Origin of the sequence: Streptomyces violaceorubidus, assembly GCF_000717995.1 — a bacterium.
GTDB lineage: Bacteria > Actinomycetota > Actinomycetes > Streptomycetales > Streptomycetaceae > Streptomyces > Streptomyces violaceorubidus.
In genome coordinates this window covers 130,749-152,818 of sequence record NZ_JODM01000007.1, presented here as the reverse complement: position 1 = coordinate 152,818, position 22,070 = coordinate 130,749, and the positions used below count along the sequence as shown (strand labels likewise).

Annotated in this window: 17 protein-coding genes and 2 pseudogenes; 9 read left to right on the top strand and 10 right to left on the bottom strand. The window is 70.5% G+C overall.

Annotation, left to right across the window (positions count from 1 at the left end):
* Window positions 1–17 precede the first annotated feature (17 nt).
* Genes IE94_RS0113250 through IE94_RS0113240 form a run of 3 tightly spaced genes read left to right on the top strand, consistent with a single transcriptional unit; the run spans window position 18 to window position 3,511 of the window.
* Complete coding sequence (locus IE94_RS0113250; protein WP_030182862.1) at window positions 18–1,301, top strand: diaminobutyrate--2-oxoglutarate transaminase; 1,284 nt, start codon at window positions 18–20, stop codon at window positions 1,299–1,301.
* Window positions 1,302–1,343: 42 nt separating this feature from the next.
* Window positions 1,344–2,735 carry a SidA/IucD/PvdA family monooxygenase gene (locus IE94_RS0113245; protein WP_078606470.1) on the top strand — a complete coding sequence of 464 codons (1,392 nt, stop codon included), beginning with the start codon at window positions 1,344–1,346 and terminating at the stop codon, window positions 2,733–2,735.
* Entirely contained in the window at window positions 2,732–3,511 is a 780-nt protein-coding gene (locus tag IE94_RS0113240) for a thioesterase II family protein (protein ID WP_030182856.1), read from the top strand. Before IE94_RS0113245 ends, IE94_RS0113240 begins: the two co-directional genes overlap by 4 nt.
* Window positions 3,512–3,868: 357 nt before the next feature.
* Here the strand turns inward: IE94_RS0113240 and IE94_RS0113235 are convergent, their stop codons facing one another.
* Together IE94_RS0113235 and IE94_RS41535 are read right to left on the bottom strand one after the other, a co-directional pair.
* Window positions 3,869–7,231: a phosphodiester glycosidase family protein gene (locus IE94_RS0113235; RefSeq protein ID WP_078606469.1), complete on the bottom strand. Its 3,363-nt coding sequence runs from the start codon at window positions 7,229–7,231 to the stop codon at window positions 3,869–3,871.
* A 498-nt stretch (window positions 7,232–7,729) separates the two neighbouring features.
* Window positions 7,730–7,864 (bottom strand): hypothetical protein, encoded by a 135-nt coding sequence (locus tag IE94_RS41535; RefSeq protein WP_280922699.1) that lies wholly within the window; start codon window positions 7,862–7,864, stop codon window positions 7,730–7,732.
* Window positions 7,865–8,317: 453 nt separating this feature from the next.
* On the opposite strand from IE94_RS41535, the gene IE94_RS0113225 reads away from it, so the two are divergent.
* On the top strand, window positions 8,318–8,683 hold the full coding sequence (locus IE94_RS0113225) for a hypothetical protein (protein ID WP_245235233.1): 366 nt from the start codon (window positions 8,318–8,320) through the stop codon (window positions 8,681–8,683).
* A 31-nt stretch (window positions 8,684–8,714) separates the two neighbouring features.
* On the opposite strand, the gene IE94_RS0113220 is transcribed toward IE94_RS0113225, so the two are convergent.
* Complete coding sequence (locus IE94_RS0113220; protein WP_051777490.1) at window positions 8,715–9,749, bottom strand: IS630 family transposase; 1,035 nt, start codon at window positions 9,747–9,749, stop codon at window positions 8,715–8,717.
* A gap of 129 nt (window positions 9,750–9,878) precedes the next feature.
* Here IE94_RS0113220 and IE94_RS0113215 point away from each other — a divergent pair, with 129 nt between their 5' ends.
* Window positions 9,879–10,493 carry a plasmid pRiA4b ORF-3 family protein gene (locus tag IE94_RS0113215; protein ID WP_037922488.1) on the top strand — a complete coding sequence of 205 codons (615 nt, stop codon included), beginning with the start codon at window positions 9,879–9,881 and terminating at the stop codon, window positions 10,491–10,493.
* 65 nt (window positions 10,494–10,558) lie between these two features.
* On the opposite strand, the gene IE94_RS41830 is transcribed toward IE94_RS0113215, so the two are convergent.
* The 3 genes and pseudogenes from IE94_RS41830 to IE94_RS0113205 all read right to left on the bottom strand — a co-directional run bounded on the left by IE94_RS41830 (window position 10,559) and on the right by IE94_RS0113205 (window position 12,932).
* Window positions 10,559–10,876 carry a sodium-independent anion transporter gene (locus tag IE94_RS41830; RefSeq protein ID WP_425337963.1) on the bottom strand — a complete coding sequence of 106 codons (318 nt, stop codon included), beginning with the start codon at window positions 10,874–10,876 and terminating at the stop codon, window positions 10,559–10,561.
* Between the two features lie 248 nt (window positions 10,877–11,124).
* Window positions 11,125–12,099, bottom strand: a pseudogene (locus tag IE94_RS37970) (SulP family inorganic anion transporter); the annotation flags it as partial.
* 152 nt (window positions 12,100–12,251) lie between these two features.
* Window positions 12,252–12,932 carry a GAP family protein gene (locus tag IE94_RS0113205; protein ID WP_030182842.1) on the bottom strand — a complete coding sequence of 227 codons (681 nt, stop codon included), beginning with the start codon at window positions 12,930–12,932 and terminating at the stop codon, window positions 12,252–12,254.
* On the opposite strand from IE94_RS0113205, the gene IE94_RS41530 reads away from it, so the two are divergent.
* Window positions 12,931–13,056, top strand: a complete 126-nt coding sequence (locus IE94_RS41530) for a hypothetical protein (RefSeq protein ID WP_280922698.1) — start codon at window positions 12,931–12,933, stop codon at window positions 13,054–13,056. The two genes, IE94_RS0113205 and IE94_RS41530, sit on opposite strands and share 2 nt — an antisense overlap.
* On the opposite strand, the gene IE94_RS0113195 is transcribed toward IE94_RS41530, so the two are convergent.
* Window positions 13,046–14,878 (bottom strand): alkyl/aryl-sulfatase, encoded by a 1,833-nt coding sequence (locus IE94_RS0113195; RefSeq protein WP_051777477.1) that lies wholly within the window; start codon window positions 14,876–14,878, stop codon window positions 13,046–13,048. The genes IE94_RS41530 and IE94_RS0113195 overlap by 11 nt on opposite strands.
* A gap of 356 nt (window positions 14,879–15,234) precedes the next feature.
* On the opposite strand from IE94_RS0113195, the pseudogene IE94_RS35500 reads away from it, so the two are divergent.
* Window positions 15,235–15,862: pseudogene (locus tag IE94_RS35500) on the top strand (aldo/keto reductase); the annotation flags it as partial.
* Window positions 15,863–16,087: 225 nt separating this feature from the next.
* Here IE94_RS35500 and IE94_RS0113175 read toward each other — a convergent pair.
* The 3 genes from IE94_RS0113175 to IE94_RS0113165 form a co-directional block, all read right to left on the bottom strand.
* On the bottom strand, window positions 16,088–16,963 hold the full coding sequence (locus tag IE94_RS0113175) for a geranyl diphosphate 2-C-methyltransferase (protein WP_030182838.1): 876 nt from the start codon (window positions 16,961–16,963) through the stop codon (window positions 16,088–16,090).
* A 15-nt stretch (window positions 16,964–16,978) separates the two neighbouring features.
* On the bottom strand, window positions 16,979–18,301 hold the full coding sequence (locus tag IE94_RS0113170; RefSeq protein ID WP_030182836.1) for a family 2 encapsulin nanocompartment cargo protein terpene cyclase: 1,323 nt from the start codon (window positions 18,299–18,301) through the stop codon (window positions 16,979–16,981).
* Window positions 18,302–18,390: 89 nt separating this feature from the next.
* Window positions 18,391–19,806 carry a family 2B encapsulin nanocompartment shell protein gene (locus IE94_RS0113165; protein WP_030182833.1) on the bottom strand — a complete coding sequence of 472 codons (1,416 nt, stop codon included), beginning with the start codon at window positions 19,804–19,806 and terminating at the stop codon, window positions 18,391–18,393.
* 645 nt (window positions 19,807–20,451) lie between these two features.
* Here IE94_RS0113165 and IE94_RS0113160 point away from each other — a divergent pair.
* Together IE94_RS0113160 and IE94_RS0113155 are read left to right on the top strand one after the other, a co-directional pair.
* On the top strand, window positions 20,452–21,240 hold the full coding sequence (locus IE94_RS0113160) for a class I SAM-dependent methyltransferase (protein WP_030182831.1): 789 nt from the start codon (window positions 20,452–20,454) through the stop codon (window positions 21,238–21,240).
* Window positions 21,241–21,498: 258 nt separating this feature from the next.
* On the top strand, window positions 21,499–22,026 hold the full coding sequence (locus IE94_RS0113155) for a DUF6584 family protein (protein ID WP_030182827.1): 528 nt from the start codon (window positions 21,499–21,501) through the stop codon (window positions 22,024–22,026).
* Window positions 22,027–22,070 lie beyond the last annotated feature (44 nt).

Genomic DNA, 22,070 nt, shown 5'->3' with positions numbered 1-22,070 from the left:
GAGAAGGAATACCGACCGTGCCGGAGCAGGACCTGACCGCTGTCTTCGAACGCCGCGAGTCCGCCGTGCGCAGTTACTGCCGCGGGTTCCCCGCCGTCTTCGAACGGGCCTCGGGGCACCATCTGTGGGACGTCGACGGCCACCGCTACACCGACCTGCTGTGCGGCGCGGGCGCCCTCAACTACGGGCACAACCCGCCCGAGATCGTGGAACGGGTCACCGCCTACCTGGCGTCCGGCGGACCGGTGCAGTCCCTCGACCTGTACACCCGGGCCAAGGCGGAGTTCCTGGATCGGTTCGGCACCGAGGTGCTGGCGCCGCGCGGCCTCGCGGACCACGTGGTGCAGTTCCCCGGCCCCGCGGGGACCCTCGCCGTCGAGGCCGCCCTCAAACTCGCCCGCAAGATCACCGGACGCACGGAGATCGTCGCGTTCCGGGGCGGCTTCCACGGGGTCTCGCTCGGCTCGCTCGCCGCGACGTCCTCCGCGCTGATGCGCGGCGCGGCCGGCACCGAACTGCGAGACGTGACGATCCTGCCGTACGACGACGGGCAGGGCGGCACCGAGTCGAGCGCCGCTCTGGAGAGGGCGCTGGCGGACCGGCCGCCGGCCGCGATCCTGCTGGAGACCGTGCAGGGCGAGGGCGGCCTGAACGTGGCCGGCCGCCCCTGGCTGACCCGGCTGCGTGAACTCGCCGACGCGGCGGGCGCCCTGATCATCGTGGACGACATCCAGGCCGGCTGCGGCCGCACCGGCACCTTCTTCAGCTTCGAGCACGTTCCCGGGCTGCGGCCCGACCTGGTGTGCCTGTCGAAGTCGCTCAGCGGCATGGGTCTGCCGATGGCAGCCCTGCTGATCGCACGTCCGCTGGACCGCTGGGCGCCGGGCGAGCACAACGGCACCTTCCGCGGCCACAACCTCGCCTTCGTGGCCGCGACGGCGGCACTGGAGAGCTGGTCCCGGACCGCCTTCACCACGCACGTGGAGGACCTGAGCGAGGCCATCCGTGCCTCGGTCACGCAGATCGCCGCGGCACTTCCCGACGGCGTGGCCGAGGCCGCCGGCCGCGGAGCGATGAGCGGCCTGCGCTTCAGGGACCCGGGGCTCGTGGAGCGCATCCGCGCGGAGCTGTTCCGAGCCCGGATCATCGCGGAGAGCGCGGGGGACGGCCGGGTCCTCAAGTTCCTGCCCCCGCTGACCATGCCGGTCGCCGACTGGCGGGAGACCGCGGCCACCGTCGCCGAGGTGGCCCAGGACGTCGTCGGCACAGCGCTCGACACAGCGGTCGGCACAGCCGCCTGAGCCGGTCCACAGCCCCCACCCCACAGAATCGAGGACCTGCCCGTGTACACCCAAGACGACCACGCCTCCCGACGGACGCCGCACGATGTGATCGGTGTCGGTTTCGGTCCGGGCGGCATCGCGCTGGCCGCCGCGCTGGAGGAGGAGGCGCCGGAGCTGGACTGCCTCTTCCTGGAGAGCCGCAGCGAGGCCACCTGGCAGCCCGGCATGCTGCTGAGGGGAGTGGACACCCAGCACCATCCCAGCCGGGACCTGGCGACGCTGCGCAATCCCCGCAGCCGGTACACCTTCCTCAACTACCTCCACGAGACGGACCGGCTGCTGGCCTACCTCAATGTCCCGCAGCACTTCCCGCTGCGCCGCGACTACGTGCGCTACATCCGCTGGGTCGCCGCCGAACTGTCCTCCTACGTCGCCTACGACAGCAGGGTGACGGACATCTCCGTGGCGGACGGCCCCGAGCCGCACTACGTCCTGCGGACCTCCGAGGGCCATGTCCACCGGGGGCGTGCCCTCGTGGTCGGAACCGGTCGGACACCGTACGTCCCCGAGGTCTTCGCGAACGTCCTGGGCAGCCGGGTCTGCCACAGCACCGAGTACCGCCGGCGGCTCGCCGAACGCCGCCGGGCCAAGGGCGGCCCGCTGACCGTCGCCGTGATCGGCGCGAGCCAGAGCGCCGCCGAGATCGCCCTGGACCTGCACTCCGGGGGCCACGGTGACCGGGTCGTGGCGGTGATGCGCGGGTTCGGGTACCGGCTGAAGGACACCAGCCCGTTCTCCGAGGAGGCCTACTTCCCGGAGTTCACCGACCACTACTTCCACGCCTCGCGCGAGGCGAAGGCCCGACTCGACGCCCAACTGCGGCCGAGCAACTACTCCTCGGTCGACCAGGACGTGTTGGAAGAGCTGTACGTGCGCCGTTACGAGGACGGCATCGACGGCGAGGACCGCCTCACGCTCCACCGCAACCAGGAGGTGGGCGATGTCCTGCTCGGCGACGACGGGCCCGTCCGGCTGGTGCTGCGCGACCGGGACACGGACGCCGCCTCCTCGGTGGAGGCCGACCTGGTCGTGCTGGCCACCGGCTTCCGTGACCTGGGGCCCGACGAACGCAGCGAGCCCTATCCCGGACTCCTGGCACCCGTGGTCGAGCAACTCGCGCTCGACGACCGGGGGGTGCTGTGCGTCGAGCGCGACTATCACGTCCCGGCGCGTGGAACGGCGGCCGGGATGCCGCCGTTGTTCCTCAACGGACTGTGCGAGACCACCCACGGGCTCGGTGACGCCGGCTCCTTCAGCCTGCTCTCGCTGCGTGCCGCCACCCTCGTCGAGGGCATCAGGAAACGTCTCGGCGGCCCGCCGTCCGCCACCCACGTGACCCACGCGTCGGGTCGGGACAGCCAGGTCGACGAGTCCGGGGAGGCCGGCGCATGAAGCACCACCCGGCCGAGGACCCGCGCTGGCTGAGGAGGTACGCGCCCGCGGAGCGGGCGACGCGACGGCTGGTCTGCTTCCCGCACGCCGGCGGGTCGGCCACCTTCTTCGTGCCGACGGCGCGGGCGCTGACGCCCGGTACGGACGTGCTGTGCGTGCAGTACCCGGGGCGCCAGGACCGGGTGGGTGAGCCGGCGGTCGACGACCTCGCCGACCTGGCCGACCGCATCGCCGCGACGCTGGCCGACTGCACCGGCCTTCCGCTGGCCTTCCTCGGACACAGCATGGGAGCGGTGGTCGCCTACGAGGTGGCCCGGCGGCTGCGCCAGGATCAACTGGTCCGCCTCGACCGCCTGTTCGTCTCCGGTCGACGTGCGCCGTCCCGGCAGCGTTCCACCGACCTCCACACGCTGGACGACGAGAGGTTCCTCGCGCGGATAGGCGCGCTGGGGGGCACTGACCTCCGGCTCCTGGAGGACCCGGAGATCCGCGCCATGATCATCCCGGCCCTCCGCGCCGACTACCGGGCCGTGGAGACCTACCGCCACGCGCCCGGGCCGCTCCTCGACTGTCCGATCACCGTGCTGATCGGGGCCGACGATCCGCAGACGGCCGACGAGGACCCCACCGAATGGGGCCGTCACACCTCCGCCGACGTGGACGTCCACGTCTTCCCCGGTGGCCACTTCTTCCTGCTGGATCAGGCCCCCCGGTTCCACGACGTGCTGGTGCGAGGCCTGTCACCCGTGCCCGGGCCGACGGGCCGCGCGTACTGACCGCAGTACCGGGTCGTCACCGTCGGTCGGCGAGGTCCTCGGCGTGAGCGCGGGTGTGCGGCCACACGGAGTGTGCCTCGGCCGGGGACCGGACACCGGACGCGATACGCGACACTCCGCCCGCCACCACTCTCGGTTCCCACCGCCATACCCGCCATACCCGCCATTCCCGCCATCGCACCGAGGTGCGAAGACGCGATCCCCGCGAGATCGTCCACTCGCCGGCAGTGCCACCACCCGTGAAGACCCGTCGCCGGCGCAGAGGGGGTGCACCCGAGCCTCACGGACGGGGGGCGAGTGGTGGGCCGGGGCCGGGTGGCGGGTGTGCGGGCCGCCGCCCGGCCGGTGGTCGACCGTTCAGTGCTTGCGGACGGTGATCTGCCGCTGCGCCGACACCCCGTTCACAGTCACCCGGAGCACCGCGGTGCCCGCCCTGCGGGCGAGGAGTGTGCCGGAGGCCGGGTCGAAGGAGACCACGGGGGCAGCGCCCGAGCGGCCGTCGTGGTCGTCGCCCACCACGTCGACGCGAGCTCCGGCCCAGTCGGCGCTCATCGGCCACGCCACCGGCACCGTACGGGTGCCGTCCTGCGTGACCGTCGCCGCCGCCTCGGACCGCTCTCCGACGTAGAGCCTCTCCGGTGCGCTGAGCGACACCGCGTCGGTGCGGGCGTGCACTTCGGCCCGCAGCCACATCCCGGCGTCGTCGGACGGCACGTCGAACAGGTCACCGGACCGGCCCTCGGACGGTTCGATACCCAGCATCGTCCAGCCGGTGAAGCCGCCGTTGTCGGGGGCACCGGCCGGGTTCTTGCCGGAGTTGCCGTTGACCAGGTAGGGGACGCCGTCGACGGACGCGGCGTGGAAGACGCCCACGTGGGAGCCGACGAACGCGGCCGACTTGTGGCTGCCGGTGCGGAAGTCCGCGAGCCACTGCTGTACCAGTGCCGCCTCCTTGCGGTCGCCGAGTTGGCTCGCCTTGTCCGGCAACGGGTCCTGGGTGGGGTGGTGCTCGAAGAGGACGACGCCGCTGACGGACTTGTCCTCGGCCGCCGCCGCGAGTTGGTCGTGCAGCAGCTGCAGTTGGGCGAGGCCGCCGCCGCGCAGGGTGCCGGTGGAGGTGTTCAGCGTGATGAAACGGGTGCCGCCGGCGTCGAACACCGAGGTGGTCTCGCCGAACGCGGCCTCGAAGTTCACGGTCGAACCCGGGCCCATGATCTCGTGGTTGCCGGGCACGTAGTGCCAGGGGACGCTCCCGCCGGTGCGGGCGTCGAACTCGTCGAGGAGCTGGCGGGCGAGGGCGAAGTCGGCCGGGGAGCCCTCGTCGACGAGGTCGCCGTTGATGACGAGCAGGTCCGGGCGGGCCTCGGCGATCTCGGCGAGGGTACGACGGGCCGCCTCGACCAGCGGGCTGTCCGGGTCACGCGCGACGAACTGGGCGTCGGACATGACGGCGACGCGCAGCGGACGGCCGTCGACTGTGCCGTCGGTGACGACGACCGGGTCGGTGACCCTCGCACTGGCGGGCAGGGCCACGTCCGGGGCGACTTTGATCCGCAGGTCGCTGACGGTGATCCGGCCCGTGTAGGAGCGGGCCGCGCTGGTCTCCATCAGCCGCACCCGCTGGAAGGTGAGCGGGTAGGCGGTGCCCGCGGGCACGGGGAACTCGACCTTGCGCCAGCCGGTCCAGTCGATCACGGGGCCGTCCAGGTTGGCGGTCACTCCCGAGCCGTTGCGGTACTGCAGCCGGGGCCAGGCCCCGTTGCCGTCGCCGTTGATCCACATGGTGACGGCCTGGGGCTGGCCGGGCAGTTGTATCTGCTGCGGGGGCAGGGCGTACTGGCCGCGGGTGGCGGTGGACTGCGTGAAGTCGTAGCTCAGCCGCAGACCCTGCGCGCCGTCGTGACCGGGGGCCGGGGCGACGGATCCGCCGGGGGCGCGGTCGTTCGCCGAGGTCCACGAAGCGGCGTCGGCGAGGTCGGCGAAGGACGTCTCGGCCAGGCCGACGGTGACGGCGACGTCGGTGGTCATCCGGCCGACTGTCAGGCGCAGGGTGGCGGAGCCGCTGTCCACCAGCCCACGCATGGTGAACGTGGCGTCGGCGGCGGGCGCCACCGCGACGATCCCCTCCCCGCCGGTGACCTTGATGTCGGACGCCTCGACGGGGGCCGAGTCACCGAGCGCGTCGAAGCCGGTCACTGTCAGTCGGGCGTCCTTGCCGGCGCCGTCGAGTGCCACCAGGGTCTTGCTGGGGGCGATCCGTACGGCGGGCGCGAGTACCGTCAGCGGTGACTGCCCGTCGGCGTGGTGACCGGCGGAGGCCTCGACGCGAGCGGTGCCGGAGCGGCGGCCGGTGACGACGGCGGTGCCGTCCGCGCCGGGACGGACCGAGAGGCGGCCGCCCTCGATGTGCCACCGCACCCCGGCGGCGGGCACCGGCGCGTAGGTCTCGTCGTGGGCGAGGGCCCGCACGGTGCGGCGCAGGCCGGGAAAGACCTTGTCCGATCCGTCCGCCGACAGGGCGGGCCGGACGTGGAAGCCGCGTACGGTGCCGGATCCAGGGGCTGCGAAGAGCCCGATGCCGTTGGCGACCAGCCGTTCCGATCCGTCGGAGGGACTGCTGACCAGGCCCGTCGCGGTCTCGCCCGGAAGGCGTGCGGCCATGGTGGTCGAGCCGCCGCCGTCCATGTTGAGGGCGTTGACGGCGCCCAGGCCCTTCATGAAGGCGCCGAGTTCGTTGAGGTCCATGCCGCGGCTGTCGGTCTGCTTGCCGTCGATCGCGACCAGGTACATGGTGCGGCCGTCGGCGGAGAAGCCCACGCCGGTGCGCGAGGTGGCGGTGACGGTGTCACCGTCGGTGAAGCGCCGCACGTCGCCGTCCGCGACCAGGACCTGCCCACCGCCGACGGCCATGGCCACCTCCCCGAAGTCGGCGCGCGGGCGGTAGGCCACCTCGACGGCGTCGCCGGGTTCGAGTTCGGCGAGCGCGTCGGCGCCCGCTTCGCGGCCGAGCAGCACACTGGTGCCGGCCGGAATGGGGCCGTCGCCGACGGCCGCGTGCACCTCGGTGACCTTGCCGTCGCGCAGCCGGACCTCGGTGACCCGGTCGGCGCCGCTGACGGGCTTGGTGCGGGGCGAGGGACCCCACTGGTCGGTGAAGAGGCCGATGCCGCCCGCACTGAGGACCGGCGAGTTGACACCGGCCAGCTTGAGGCCGCGGTTGCCGTCCACCGTCACCCGGCCTTCCAGGAACACCTGGGCGAGCCGGCCGATGCCGTCGGTGCCGACGGCGACCGTCTGGGTGCGGTCCGGGGTGGGCGCGTTGACGAGGCCGTGCTCGCGGGAGACGGCGGCGCCGACGGGAGCCTCGGTGTCGTTCATGTCGAAGTAGTCGCCGTTGATCGCGGCGACGGCTCCGGCACGAGCGGCCTGCTCGGTCACGCGGGACTTGCCGGTGACGGTGCCGGAGGAGATGTGGTCGACGCTCAGCCGGTCCTCGGCGAGGTCGGCGACGAGCACCTGACCCCGTACCCATCCCTGTGTTCCGAGCCGGTCGAAACGGGTCAGGCTCAGTCCGGGGGCGATCGGCGTCCGCTCCTCGCGGGTCACGACGGACTGCCCGGGAACACTCGGTATCAGGCGAGGGGCGGTGTCCTTGCCGCCGATGTGTCGAGGAGCCGACGCGGTCTGCTCGGGTGTGGACGCCTGAGCAGTCGTCACCATTCCCGCGCTGACGGTGAGCGTCGTGGCCAGGGCGAGGAGAACACTCCCCCGCCGGACGGCGGACCGTGTTCGCGGGTCGGTGCTATGACTGGGGAACGGCACTGGCTGACTTCTTTCGTTCTGGTGGCCTGAGCGGCCTTGGTCAGCGTTCAGTGGACGGTCTGCACATGTTGAGCCCTCGTGAACCGTCCGAAGGCCAGTGGGACGGCGAGTGAACACCGTCGCCTCGACGGCACGCCGGGCCGGCCGCCGGTCCTCGGGCCGCTGCCGGAAAGCCCGGCAGCGTCGTCGCGGGGCCGGGTACCCGGCTGAGAACGCCGGGGCGCTTCGGCCGGTCCGGTCTGTCGGGGTGCCCTGGGGAGCCCGCGGTGCGGCGACGCGTTCCGTCCGCCTGCTCGGCGGGGTGCGGCACTGCCTCCCCCACGGGCAGCCGCCCGCGCGCAGGCCGGCGAGGGCGGCGTCTCCTGGGGACCGGGCGAAGGCCGGCGATCCGGACATTCAGGCGTCTTCGAGAACGCCCCGCATCTCGCCGACGGCAGCCATCTCCTGACGAGCCGACAGCCCTCCCGGCACGGCGACGTGCGCGATCGACGGGAACAGCAACTCCTTCAGTCGGAGTACGACCTCTTCCACGGCCTCGAACTGTCAGCCCAACAGCCCTGCCTATGGGCCGTTTTCGGGCGACTTCACGTACGACTCAGAGCAGCCCGGCTGTCACTCAGAGTCGCCGCAGTACAGAAGTTGAGCCAGAACCTGAAGGCGGACAGCAGTTGTCGATGCGTTTGGGCAGCACTTACCGATCTTCGGCGCGTTCATTGTTCAGCAGGTTTGACGGCGACCGAGAGAGAGTGAGTCGGCCCGCCCTGTGGTCCGACTCAGGGTGGTGGTCAGCCGGGGATGCAGCCGGTCCCCCGCCTGCGCGAAACCCTCCCCGTAGAGGCGGGTGACCGTAACGGCCGGGCGCTGCGCCGCTGAGTCAGCGACTGCTGCGACGGCCAAGGGGCCCCACGCGGATATCCTGCTACGGGAGTTGCAGGTGACAGGTACGAGCCGGACGCAGTTTCAGTCGGGGGCAACGTGGTGGGCGTGCTTAAGGCGATAGTCCCGGTTCTCGCCCTGGTGGCGGTGACGGCCGGGTGTTCCTCGTCGAAGGGCGAGGACGAGCAGCAGCTGACCGCGCAGCGGGAGAACTACTGCACGCAGCTGGGGGCGTGGCAGAAGGCGCGGAACGCGGCGGGCACGGACACACCGGAGTCGTCAGGGTACGACCAGGTCGGGGCCGTTGCTCAGGTCGCCTTCCTCGCGATGCGACCGCTCCGGGATGAGACCGTTGGCGGAGGCCGCACCTTGGCGGAGGCGACGGTGGCAGCGATGAACAACAGTGACTCCGAGGCGGAGGGGCGCGTTGTGCAGTACTGCGATGATGTCGGCTTCGAGACACTTACACGCTAGCTAGTGCAGCGCCGCGTTGATCTTGCGGGGGTTATGCGGCTTCGAGTGGGGTGCCGTCGTAGGTCCAGCGGAACGGGTGGGCCTCGTCGTCGTAGGCGAGGGTGAAGTCGAGGACCTGGTCGATGAGGTCCTGGCGCGAGGTGAACTCACCGCGTCGGAGCAGTCGGCGGGTCAGGATCGAGAAGAAGATCTCGACTTGGTTGAGCCACGAGGCGTGTTTGGGTGTGTGGTGGACGGTGAATCTCGGGTGCGCTGCCAGCCAGGCCAGGGTCGCCTTGGAGACATGGGACGACCCGTTGTCCAGGATCAGGTGGATGGTCAGGGCCGGGTCGATGCTCTGATCCAGCAGTCGCAGGAAGCGGATGAAGGCGGCCGAGTCGTTGCGGGTGATGTCCTCGACCAGGACCTGCCCGGTGTGTACGTCCAGGGCCGCGACGATGGAGGCGGTGCCGTGCCTGCGGTATTCGAACTCGCGCCGCTCGATCCGGCCGGGGCGGGTCGGCCGGGTCGGATGGCGCCGTGAGCGAGCCTGCATCGCGGTCTTCTCATCCACACTGAGCACCACCGAGTGGGGCGGGCGGCGCAGGTAGAGCGCGCACACCTTGGTGGCCCTGGCGTAGAAATTGGGATCCTCCGGTCGGGTGAGCCAGCCCCGCACCAGGTGCGGTTTGAGATCCAGGTCGGCCAGGATCCGCCCGACCTGGGACGCTGAGATCCCGGTGGAGGCCAGGCGATGGGCGATGGCCCGATGGGTCCACTGACTGTCGGTGGCGGGCCGGGCGGAGGTGACAGTGGCGACGATGGCCAGGTGCACCTCGGGGCCGTAGCGGCGGGAGCGGCCAGGCCGGGGCCGGTCCTCCAGCGCGGCCATCCCCTCGGCGGCGAACCGCTTGCGCCAGCGCCGCACGGTGTCCAGATGCAGGCCAAGCGCGCGGGCAACAGCCGCGTTCGCGTCACCGTCTGCATAGGCCAGTGCGGCCCGGGCCCGCTGCACCCGGCGCACCGGCGCCGTCCGCGAACGCGTCAACTCCTCCAGCAACGCACGCTCTTCACTGTTCCAGGCCACCTGGAACGGACTCTCCACCGGCACACGCCCCCACTTCCCCCAGCTCCACCGATGGCGTTGACCATTGTCGTCGGCAGGGGCCACGCCTCCCGCCGGAAGACGGCGAGCATGGGTGGCAGGATGGCCGCCATGGCGAACAGCAGGAGTGCGAAGCCGGCCTCGCGGACGGCGCCGAGCAAGACCGTCCACAAGATCAAGATCACCTTGCGGGACTCCCGGCCTCCGATCTGGCGCCGCCTGGAGGTGCCGTCCGGCATCACCTTGCGCGAACTGCACGACGTCATTCAGGCCGCTTTCGGCTGGGAGGACTACCACATGTGGGCCTTCGAAAGCGGACGGGACCGATACGGCACCGCCGACCGTGACCTGGGCATCCGCAGCGCCGCCTCCAAGCAGCTCCACCAGGTCGCCGCCCCCACCGGCGACCGGCTCCGCTACACCTACGACTTCGGCGACGACTGGGAACACGACATCCTCATCGAGGACATCACCGAGCCCGAGCCGGACACCGCCTACCCCCGCTGCCTCACCGGCCGCCGGGCTTGCCCGCCCGAGGACTGCGGCGGCATCTGGGGATACGACTACCTCCTCGAGATCCTTGCCGATCCCCACCACGAAGAACACCAAGACCGCCTGGAATGGCTGGGCCTCGACTCTGCCGACCAGTTCGGCCCCGCAGCCTTCGATCCAGCCGAGGTCAACTCCGCGCTATCCGCCCACGCGACTGTGCTCGTCAAGAACTGACACATCACTGTCCGCTGTCAGCAGCCCCGTCGCCTGCCGACAGCGGGACACACACCCCCGCAAGATCAACGCGGCGCTGCACTCGTGCCGCGTCGGGCAACGTTTGAGCAGGGCAGCATGATCCGCCGCTGCATCATCAGGCGCAACCGCCACGCCGACGACCAACGCCTACAGGAAGGTCGTCGACAGGGCCGGGTGTCGAGGACGGGGGCGCCGAGATGGTAGCTGTCGGTGAGGTCGAGTACGACGGTGTGGGGCGGGGGCTCCGCGGCCTGCACCCGGTCGCGGACGGCGAGTCGTACTCGGCTGATGTTGCCGAAGAACAGATTGCCGTCGGGGCGGACCACGAGCACACCGGGGACAGGTTCGGCGTCGGGGCGCATGTCCGTGTCGCCGTACAGGAGACCGCGCCCGGCTCCGCGGTCGTCGCGGGCGGCGCTGCCCGGCAGCCGGCCCAGCACTGCCACGTGGCGGCGGCTGGCGGCGGCGACGAACAGGACCAGGGAGAGGGCCACCACCAGCAGCAGGCCGGGCAGCAGGTCGAAGAGCAGGACGCCGAGGAGAGCGGTGAGCGCGACCCACAGGCTGCTCCGGTCCAGGCAGGGTACCGCCGCAGTTCTCCCACTCTCAGGAAACCGCGCACCGCGATGATGACGATGGCGCCCAGTACCGCCTCGGGCAGGTCGGTGAACAGGGGGGTGAGGAACGCCGCGGTCAGCACGATGAGTGCGGCCGCGATCAGCGAGACCATGGGCGTACGTCCGCCCGCACCGGCCGCGGCGGCGGACCGCGAGGCGCTGCCGGAGACCGCGAAGCCGCGGACCAGACCGACGGCGACGTTCGCGGCTCCTACGGCGATCATCTCCCGGTCGGCGTCGACCTCCTGCCCGTGTTCGCGGGCGAACCGGCCTGCGATGCTGTATGCCTCGGCGAAGACGACGAGGGCCACGCCCAGCGCGCCCCCGGCGAGGGCGAGCCAGTCGGCGGCGGGGATTCCGGGCAGGGGCGCTACGGGAACCGCCGACGGGATCTTTCCGACGACCTCCACTCCATGCTTCTCCAGCCCGGCGCCGGCGGACACGGCGAGGCCCACGACCAGGACCAGGAGCGCGGCGGGCAACCGGGGCCAGAACCGCTCCAGGACGAGCAGCACCGCCAGAGCCGTCAGCCCCACGGCGAGGGTGGCGAGCGACCAGTGGGACACGTGCCGGACTAGGGTCCAGAGCCGCTCGAAGAAGTCGCCGTCGCCGCCGTCGGCACCGGTGATCTTGGACAGCTGGCGAACGATGATCGTGAGGGCCATGCCGAACAGGAAGCCGACCAGAGCCGGTTCGGCGAGGAAGTTGGTGACGAAACCGAGTCGGGCGAGCCCGGCAGCGACCAGGACGGCGCCCGAGATGACCGCGACGGCCGCCGACAGGCCCACCGCCTCTGCAGGCGAGCCGACGCCGACTATGGCGGAGGCGGACAGCACGGAGGCGGCCGAGGTGGCACCCACGACGAGGAAGTTGGAGCGGCCGAGCAGCGCGTAGACGATGAGGGCGACGGGGCGGCGTAGAAGGCGTTCTGTGGTGGTACGCCGGCGATCTGCGCGTAGGCCACGCACTCGGGCACGATCAGCGCCCACGCCGTCAGCGCGCCGAGGCCGTCACCGCGCAGCCCGGACGGGCGGTAGTGACGCAGCCAGCCCATCACCGCTCCGTTCGGTTTGCCGTGTGATCGTGTGACCCCCACGGAGTGGACCCACCTTCGCTCGGGTCAGTGGGACGACAGGTCACTGACCGCATCGCCGATGTACTTGGCGCCGAGGACGACGAGCAGTGTGGTCATGACGGCGGCGTTGTGGCGGGCCATCCACGCTTTCCACTCGTCCAGCACTCGGGCGGACCTGTCGCCGCCCACCAGGTAGACGGTGAGCGGGGCCAGTGCGCACAGCGAGGCGATGAGTGCCATCAGGACGACCGCGCCGGCCTTGCCGGCGGCTGAGGCCCCGCTGCCCGCGATGGAGACGGCGCCCCCGACGGCCAGGACGAGGTTCTTCGGATTGGCGACCGCGAGTACGGCGGCGAGCCCGGCCGCCTTGCCCGGGGTGAACCGGTCGATCGCCCGCATCCAGCCGGGCTGTGCGGTTTCGTGGCCCTCGCGTGGCCGGCCCGCCCACTGCTTGCCGCCCAGCAGGAGGAAGAGCACGCCGAGGACCAGTTTCACCCACAGCGTCCAACCGGCCGGTCCGTCGTCGCCGGAGGCGTCCGCGCCCGAGCCGAGGAGGACGACCGCCGTGACGACGGCCGCGACGCACACGACCCAGCTCAGGGTGAACGCCGTGCCGTTGACGCGACCGTCGGGCGTGGCCAGCATGAGCACCACCGCGATGATCGGGATCGGGCTGATGGCGATGCCGACCGCAGAGGCCAGCATCTGTCCGACGGCGTCACCCATGAGCTTCCTCCTCTGCTCGGGCCCGACGGGTCCGGGGGCCGGTGCGGTCGATGCGGTCGATGCGGTCGATGCGGTCGATGCGGTCGATGCGGTCGGGTGCCTGATGGCACAGCTCAGGGAGTGACGATCGGGAAGTTGGGGTCCGGCTCGTCCAAGGCCGACAGCAGTGTCCGAAGCACAGTGGGATCACCGATGTGCTCGATGCCGTCAAGGCTCGCCCGGCCCGCGAGCATGCCCGCCAGTTGGGCCTTGGTCAGGGTGAGCGTCAGGTCGGTGTGCTCCTCGGGGCGCTCGGTGGCGTAGTGCACGAGGACGCCGTTGCGCAGGATCACCTGGTGGTGCTCGCGGAGGTCGGTGAAGTGCCAGTGGGTGGAGACGGTGTGCTCCCACGCCGTGGGCCCGTTGACCCGAATGGCGAGCGAGTCGAAGATCTGGTCCACGCTGAGCGCCGACGCCATGCTGCCGGCGGCGATCGGGACCTGCTTCACTCCCTCGCGCAACTCCTTCGCGGCCATGAGGTAGTTGTTGCGCCAGGTCCCGCACTCGGCGCCGTGTCCGAGTCGCTCGAAGACCCGCGCCAGCAGCTCCTTGGCCTCGGTGCTGTCCGGTGCGGCGAACGTGGCGTGCTTGAGGAGCTGGGCGGCGAAGCGCAGGTCGCCGTCGTCGGCGTAGGCGCGGGCCTTGCCCACCACCGCGTCCAGGCCGCCCATGCAGTCGACGTACCGCTTCGCGCTCGCGGTCGGCGGATGCTCCCACAGGGAGGACGGGTGGCCGTCGTACCAGCCCATGTAGCGCTGGTAGATCGCCTTGACGTTGTGGCTGACGGAGCCGTAGTAGCCGCGCGCGTGCCACGCCTGCGCGAGCGCGGGCGGCAGTTCGATGATCTCGGCGATCTCGGTGCCGGTGTGGCCCTGGTTGGTCAGCCGCAGAGTCTGGTCGTGCAGGTAGGCGTAGAGGTCGCGCTGTTCGGACAGGAAGCGCTTGAGGCGGTCGGTGCCCCAGGTCGGCCAGTGGTGGGAGGCGAACAGGACGTCGGAGTCGTCGCCGTAGAGCTGGATCGCCTCGGTGAGGTAGCGCGACCAGAGGCGGGCGTCGCGGACCACCGCGCCGCGCAGGGTCAGGATGTTGTGCAGGTTGTGGGTGGCGTTCTCCGCCATGCACAGGGCACGCCGCTCGGGGAGGTGGAAGTTCATCTCCGAGGGCGCCTCGGTGTCCGGCGTGAGCTGGAACCGGAACAGCACGCCGTCCAGCCGCTCCTCCTGCCCGGTCCGAGTGATCTCCAGCGTCGGCGGCAGCAGACTCGGGAGCCCGCGCGAGGCGGTGAAGCCCAACCCCACGCCGATCAGGCCGTCCGGGCGCGGTTGCAGGTCACCGCCGGTGTGGTAGACACCGCGCCGCAGCATGGCCGTACCGGCGTACACGTTCTCCGCGACCGCGTGCTCCATCAGCCCCTGGGGTGCGACGATCGGGACGTCGGCACCCTCGTCGACGACGCCGAGCGTGCCGCCGAAGTGGTCGATGTGCGAGTGGGTGAAGAGCACCGCGGTGACCGGGCGGTCGCCGCGGTGCGCGCGGTACAGGGCCAGCGCCTCGCGGGCACACTCGGCCGAGACCAGCGGGTCGACCACGACGACACCGCGTTCCCCCTCGATCAGCGACATGTTGGACAGGTCGAAGCCGCGCACCTGGTAGACCCCGTCGGTCACCTCGTACAGCCCCGCCCGGGCGCATAGCTGGGACTGACGCCAAAGGCTCGGGTGCGCGGCTTCGGGACAGTCGCCGTCCAGGAAGTCGGTAGCCCGAAAGTCCCAGACCACCCGCCCGTCCGCACCAGTCACCGTCGGCGTCGCAGGCGGCGCGACCAGCCCGCGGTCGGCGTCCTCGAAGTCCGTACGGTCCGCGAAGTCAGGCACCTCGGGGACGGCCGACTGGTCTGGAACACTCACTTACGCCTCCTGAACGCATGGACGGCACGGCAGTCAGTCGCAGCCACCTCGTCCGCACCATCCTCGGGATGCAGGTGGCGCCCGACCTGCCGGATTGCGCCGTCCGGCCCACATGACCGCCCCGTGGCCGGAGCCCTTCGATTAGGTCAGGCCCTTCGAACGCGACCGCCCAAGTACCGGATGGCCTCTTCCCACGCCCTCATACCGATGGCGAACCGTCCAGGCCATCGTCACCGACCTCAAGCAGGCCGGTCGCCTGCTCCGACGTGGGGACGGACGGCGCAACCAGGAGCTCCCGCATGCCCCATGCCTCCGAAGGTGCGTGAGCGCGCACTCCAACTCCTAGGTTGCGATAGATCATCAAGCAGGCCCTTGAGGTCGGCGTCAACTTCCTCGACACGGCCAACGGGTACAGTGCCGGAAGCAGCGAGGAGATCGTCGGTCAGGCGGTCAAGGACTTCGCCCGGCGCGAGGACGTCGTCCTCTCCACCAAGGTCTGGATGCGGATGCGCCCCGGTCCGAACGGCGCAGGGCTGTCCCGCAAGGCGGTTTTCGCCGAACTCGACGCCTCCCTGAAGCGCCTGGGGACCGACTACATCGACCTGTACCAGATCCACCGCTGGGACTATGACACTCCGATCAGCGAAACCCTCGAGGCGCTGCACGACGCGGTCAGGTCCGGGAAGGTCCGCTACATCGGCGCCTCTTCCATGTACACCTGGCAGTTCGCCAAGGCCCTGTACCTGGCCGACCTGAACGGCTGGACCCGGTTCGTGTCGATGCAGGACCACTACAACCTCCGCCCAGGGCATCGGCGTGATCCCGTGGAGCCCGCTGGCGCGGGGCAGGCTGACGCGGGTCGGGGGCACCGCCACGGCGCGTGCCGCGACAGACCCGGGCGGCAGGATCCTCTACCGCGACGGGGACCAGGCAGTGGCCGAGCGCGTCCACGAGATCGCGGGCAAGCGGGGTCTGCGGCGGGCTCCCGGTAGTCCGGCCTACCGCCGGGCCCCACCACTCTGGCATGGTCCGTGGTTTGCTCAACTCCCGTGTGGTGGGCAGGTGACGCATGGAGAGGGAGAAGGTCGACGTGGTCACGGCCGACCTGCAAGTGGTGCAGCGCCGCCGCCTCCCTCCCATTCACCACGCACCACGGGGCCCATGCGCCGGCCGGGTCGGTGTACGCCGACCCGGCCCGCGGGTCTGGGCTCACACGCGGTCGGCAGCGATCAGGACGTATTGGAAGGAGCCGTCCCGGTAGGACTCGATGAACGCCTTCTCGATCCCGGTGACCAGCGAAGACGTGGCCCGGAGCTCCCAGTAGGGCAGCGTGTCCGGGGTGAGGTCGACGATGGTGTGCGGCACGAGCCGGTTGTCGGCCATGGCACGCAGGTACTCACGACGGGAGTGGATGTTGCACTCGAAGTGGGCGTTGATCTGGGAAACCCACTTCGACGGCTGGCCGTAGCGGGGGTTCCAGCAGCCGGTGATCGTCACGTACCGGCCGCCGACCTTCAGGAAGCGGGAGTGTTCGCTGAACAGGTCGTGGAGGTCGACGTACATGGTCGACTCGTTGTTCCACGAGGCCGTGACGCTGCCCTTGTCGAAGGGTGTGTCGAGCATGTTGCACACGCGGGAGCGAACGTGGTCGTCGATACGCAGATCGCGGGCGCGGCCGTTGCCGAAGTCGGCCTGGGCGGCGGACAGGGTGACACCCTCGACCCGGCAGCCGAAGCGGCGGTGGGCCATGACCATGGACCCGCCTCGACCGCATCCCGCGTCGACCAGGGTGTCACCGGGACCGACCGGGCCGAGGTGGTCCAAGAGGAACTCCGCCTGGGCCGACTCCAGCCGGTGCAGCTCCGCGATGACGTTCTTCTCGTACTGACTGTGCGAAGGGTCGCCGAGCGCGGCGTGGTCCACGGCGCCGATGCCGTAGTGGTGGTGGTAGAGCCCGTCCACGTCACCGAGGCGAAGGTTGACCGGACGTGCCTCGTTGTTCCAGTAGCGGGCGATGTCCTCCTGGTACGGCGTCGCCGGGGCCGGGATCTTCGCCGGGGCGGTGGAGGTGGTCTCAGTGGTCACAGATACGTCCGTTCTCTACCAGAAGTCGGGCAGGCTGTAGCGGTAGGTGTTGGTGCGGTGCCAGTCGTGATTGCCGTCGACCCACGCGGCAACGCCCTTGAGGAAGCGCAGCACGCTGGGCAGGGGGCAGGCCTTGGCGAGGTCGGCCGCGGCGGCTTCGAAGGCGTGCTGGAGTTCGTTGTGGACCTCGACGGCCTTGAGGTAGGCGTCGCGTTCCGAGAGCTGCTCGCGGACGGCGATCACCACGGGCAGGTTCAGGTGGAGGCCCGGGCTTTTGAGTTCCTTGGTGTACGAGTAGAGGTCGTTGACGATGGTGGTCGCGTTGCCGGCGAGGGTGATGACCCGTTGCATGTCGGGCCGAGCATGGAGGTCCGCGGGGAGTTCGTAGCCGCCGACGGAGTCGGTGATCGTGGGGCAGGGGCGGAAGTTGTTGAACTGGCGCATCGCCAGGTACTCCCACACCTCCGGCATGTGTTCGGTCTGTGCCCAGGCGGCCTCGGCGAGGTACCCCATGTGCAGCCGGGCCATGTCGTGCCGGTAGCGGTCGGCCTGGGAGGGGGTCGCCGCACGGACGAAGTAGTCCATGGCGCTGGAATACGCGCGCCGCGGCGCGTCGGAGGTGAGGGATTCCTGCCACGCCGGCGTGTACTCCGCGGTGGTGTGGAAGTGGTCGATCGCCGTGTGGGCGAGGAGGATGCGCCCGCCGAGACCGACGGGTGAGCCGCCGTGGTCCTCGCAGTAGCAGTCGTCCAACGCGTTCTCGGCGACCATCAGTCGGGTGGCGAGCATGAGATGGTCGACGGACGGCGCGTCGGGGTGGCATCCGACCATGTAGCGGCCGACGGAGAAGCCGTCGAACTGGCCCTCCCACTCCTCGGGATAGAGCTGGACCTCGTCCTCGGCCCAGCGCTTGATCCGGCGGCTCACCTCCTCGACCCGTACGGGATCGGGTTCCGGGACGGGGTGGTGGTAGAGGCCGGGAACGGCTCGTCCGGCGGCGGGCGGAGCGGGTGCCGGGGAGGCCTGATCCGGGTGCTGCCGGTACCGGTCGGCCACGGCGATCGCGGTCGTCCCGGGCCCGGTTGGTCCGCGCAGGACCCGCTGGAGGGCGGAGCCGGCCTTCGTCGTGTCCGGCGTGTCACGCGGGGCGGGGGCGGGCGTCGAGGGCGGTGCCGGGTCGGGGATCGTGACCGGCGGATGCAGTCCGGCCAGGAAGTCGGGGGCGGTCGGCGCGACCGTGAGGCCCGGGATCACCGGGGCGGGAGCGTCCGGCACGGCCGCGGGCGGCGTCGGCCCCCGCTCAGCGGGTGATGTTCCGAGGGGCCCGGAGTCGGGCATCGGCGGCTCCTTGCTGCTGTGGGGGTGAGCACTCTGTGGTGCGTGGGGCGGGTCGGGCACGGGCACCGCCTCTTGGACGATTCAGAGCTTCAGCGCGGCCCGGGGGCGATCTGGACGTTCTCCATCACGCCGAGGGCGTCGGGCAGGAGCACCGCGGCGGAGTAGTAGGTGCTGACGAGGTAGGAGATGACCGCCTGTTCGTTGATGCCCATGAACCGCACCGACAGGCCCGGCTCGTACTCGTCCGGCAACTCCGTCTGGTGCAGGCCGATCACGCCCTGGTTCTTCTCGCCGGTGCGCATCGCGATGATGGAGCTGGTCTGTTCCCTGCTGATCGGGATCTTGTTGCAGGGCAGGATGGGGACGCCGCGCCAGGCGGGGACGGACTGCCCGCCCAGGTCGACGTGGTCGGGGTAGAGACCGCAGGCGTTGAAGCCGCGTCCGATGGCGGCGATGGTCCTGGGATGGGCGAGGAACAGCTTCGTGCCGCGTCGGCGGCAGAGCAGTTCGTCCATGTCGTCCGGGGTCGGCGGGCCGGTGCGGGGCTGGATGCGCTGTTTGAAGTCGGCATTGTGCAGGAGACCGAACTCGCGGTTGTTGATGAGCTCGTGCTCCTGGCGTTCGCGCAAGGCTTCGACGGTGAGCCGGAGTTGCTCCTCGGTCTGGTTCATCGGGCCGTTGTAGAGGTCGGCGACGCGGGTGTGGATCCTCAGCACGGTCTGGGCGACGGAGAGCTCGTACTCGCGCGGCTGGAGTTCGTAGTCCACGAAGGTCCCGGGCAGGTCGGGCTCGCCGACGTGACCGGCCGACAGGGCGATCTCGGCCTCACCGTGCTTGGTCTGCCGCCGCCGGGCGCGGGATCCGGTCTCCTCGACATGGGCCCGCAGATGGGGCGAGGCCGCCTGGACCGCGGCGAAGTCGGCACGGGAAAGGGTCAGGAGGGTGCCGGCGGTCTCGGCGGTGTAGGTGCTGTCATGGCGGGCGTCGGGGTCCGACAGTGCGTTCTCGCCGAAGTGGCCGCCGTCCGCGAGTACCGCGACGGAGATCCGGTCGCCGTACTTGCCCTCGGAGGTCTGGCCGATCCGACCGTGGGCGATGAGGTGGATCCGGTCGGCGGGGCTGCCGCGTTCGACCAGCACCTCGCCCGCCGCGAAGTCGTACTGCGTGCAGCGGTCGGCGAGGGTGGTGAGGACGTCCCTGTCGGTGAAACCGCGCAGCAGCTCCAGCTCGGTCAGCTCCTGGGGGACCACCCGGACCGTGGCACCCTCCTGGACGAACTCGATGCGCCCGTCGCCGAGGGTGTGGCGCAACCGTCGGTTCACCCGGTAGGCACCGCCGCCGGCCTCGACCCAGGGCAGCATGCGCAGCAGCCAGCGGGAGGTGATCTCCTGCATCTGCGGCGCGGACTTGGCGGTGGTGGCGAGGTTGCGGGCTGCGGCGGTGCCGAGGGCCTGCTGCGGTGCGTCGGACGGGGTCTGGGCTTCCGGGATGCTGTCGACGGACATCGGGAGGTGTTCTCCTTGCACGACGGGTCGACCGGCGCACACAGCTGCGCCGATGGGGATACGGCAGACGGGAGGCGTGGACATCGGGCGGGAGGAATCACGGCGATCCCTCCTCCCCCAGAAAGCTAGCCGCTCAAATGGCCGCATCCTCCCTGGTGGCGGGTGGCTTACCCCGAAGCGGTGATAATCCGCCGAACGGGGTTTATCGGCCCACTGCACAGCCGAACCGTGCCCGCTGCTCGCGTCGACGGGCGTTGAGTCGGCCCGGTGGGACCGGCCGACGCTCGCTGATCATCGCCGGCAACTGGGCGCCAGCAACCTGGCATTCCGCTTCCGCAACTCCGTCGTCGCCGAGTCCCTCCTGGACCGGCTCATCAGCACCAGCCACCAGGTGATCACGAACGGGCCCAGCTACCGCCCGAACAAGCGGTCCCCATCGTGGCCGATGGGGCGCCGGTGGAGTAGGGACCTGCGTCGGTGCGACGTGCCGCGGTTTCCCACGAAATCCGGTGGCGTCTCAGCGGCCGGAAGTGGTTGGGTCCTGCTCAATGCTGCGCTGACACGGCCCGGCACGGTGCGGGGCTCACGGTCCGCATCGCAGGCGCGGTCCAACCCGCGCGTCGTCGAGTGAGGGAGGTTGTCGCGGTGGCTGGTTACGGGGCGCTGTCCGACGTATACGAGTGGCTGATCGGGGACGACAGGTTGACCCCCGCCAGGGCAGCCGCGGTTTACTGCAGCGATGTCGTGGGCTCTCTGCCGCCCAACGCGCGCGTCCTCGACTGCGCGTGTGGAACTGGTCAGCTCGCCGTCGGTCTGGCGAGTCTTGGCCTCGACGTGGTCGCCACAGATGCCAGCAGTGGGATGGTTCGCCGGACCGAGAAGGCCGCGAACGAGCAGGGTGTCTCGCTTCGAGCGCTCCACGCGAGCTGGGACGAGCTGCCCGACCACCTGGAGGACGCCGCGTTCGATCTCGTGTTCTGTGTCGGCAATTCCCTCGGGCACGCCCAGGGCGCAGCCGGGCGTCTGACCGCGCTGGAAACGATGTCACGGCTGCTGAATCCGGGCGGACGCCTTGTGCTCCACTCACGCAACTGGGAGCTCGTGCGCTCCGCCGGCTCACGGGTGGACGTCCGCGATCGACTCATCCGCCGCAATGACCGCGATGCGGTCGTCAGCTACTACTGGCAGATCGAGCAGCGCTGGGAGCAGGAACACTTCCTCGAGATCGTGGTCGCCCAGATCGAGCCGGATGGGGCGGTGCGAGCCTGCTCGGAGCGGTTGTCCATCTGGCCCTACCGGTACGAGGACCTCGTGGCGCAGTTGCGGAGCGTTGGGCTCACGGTGCAGTCCACCACCTTCGATCCCGAGAGCGACGAGTACGTGGTGGTGGCCAGCCGCGACCAAGTGCGCGGCGCGTCTGAGCTGACGCGCTGATCTGCCTTTCGTCGTCGTGTCCGACCTGCACGCAGCTCGCGACCGCCTGCAGCGTTTCGCGAGGTGTCCAGCGCTTGAAGCGGTGGTTGGCGAGTGCGGTCCTCCCCCTGCGTCTGACCTGCTCAAGCCGAGGCTGGAAGCAACTCAGGAACTGTCTTGCCGTCAGTTCACGTCAGTAGCAGGGGAATCACGTGAACTTCCACCGGAGGCAACGAAACCAGGTCGACGTAGGTCAGTGTGGTATCCGATCATGCGACCATGCCCCTGAGAGAGACCCTTGCCCGAGTCGATGCGGACCTGGCCGCCGGCCGGGTTCCCGTCGCGCGCCAGCGCCTGCGCGGTCTCGTCTCGTCCTTCCCGTACGATCTGACGCTCCGCCGTCGTCTCGCCGAGGTGTACCGGCTCTACGGCGACGCCGCCGAGGCTGGACGCTGGATGTACCTCGAAGAGGACCGGAACACCGACGAGACCGCTGCCTTCGAGGCGCGGTACGGGTCTTCCCGGTGGCGCATGGAGGCCCTCGCCTGGCAGGGCCCCGAGGCGAAGGCCGCCTCCACCTTCGCGGAGGAGCAACTGGTCGCGGTGCGGACCGCCTGCGCCGTGGAACTGGGGCACCCTGTCGACTGGGACGACCCCACCTCCTACCGGGACGCCCTGGAAGGAGCGTACGAGGCGCCCTCCGAGCCGTGGACGGCCGGCGGTGTGCTGGCGGGCGTCGGCTGCCTGGCGGCGACCCTTGGGTTCCTCGCGATCTGGGTGAATGGGCTTGTTGCCCTCTTCGACTGACTCAGGTCACCCGGGCTTGTGAGAAGCGCCGCTCAAGGCTCGGT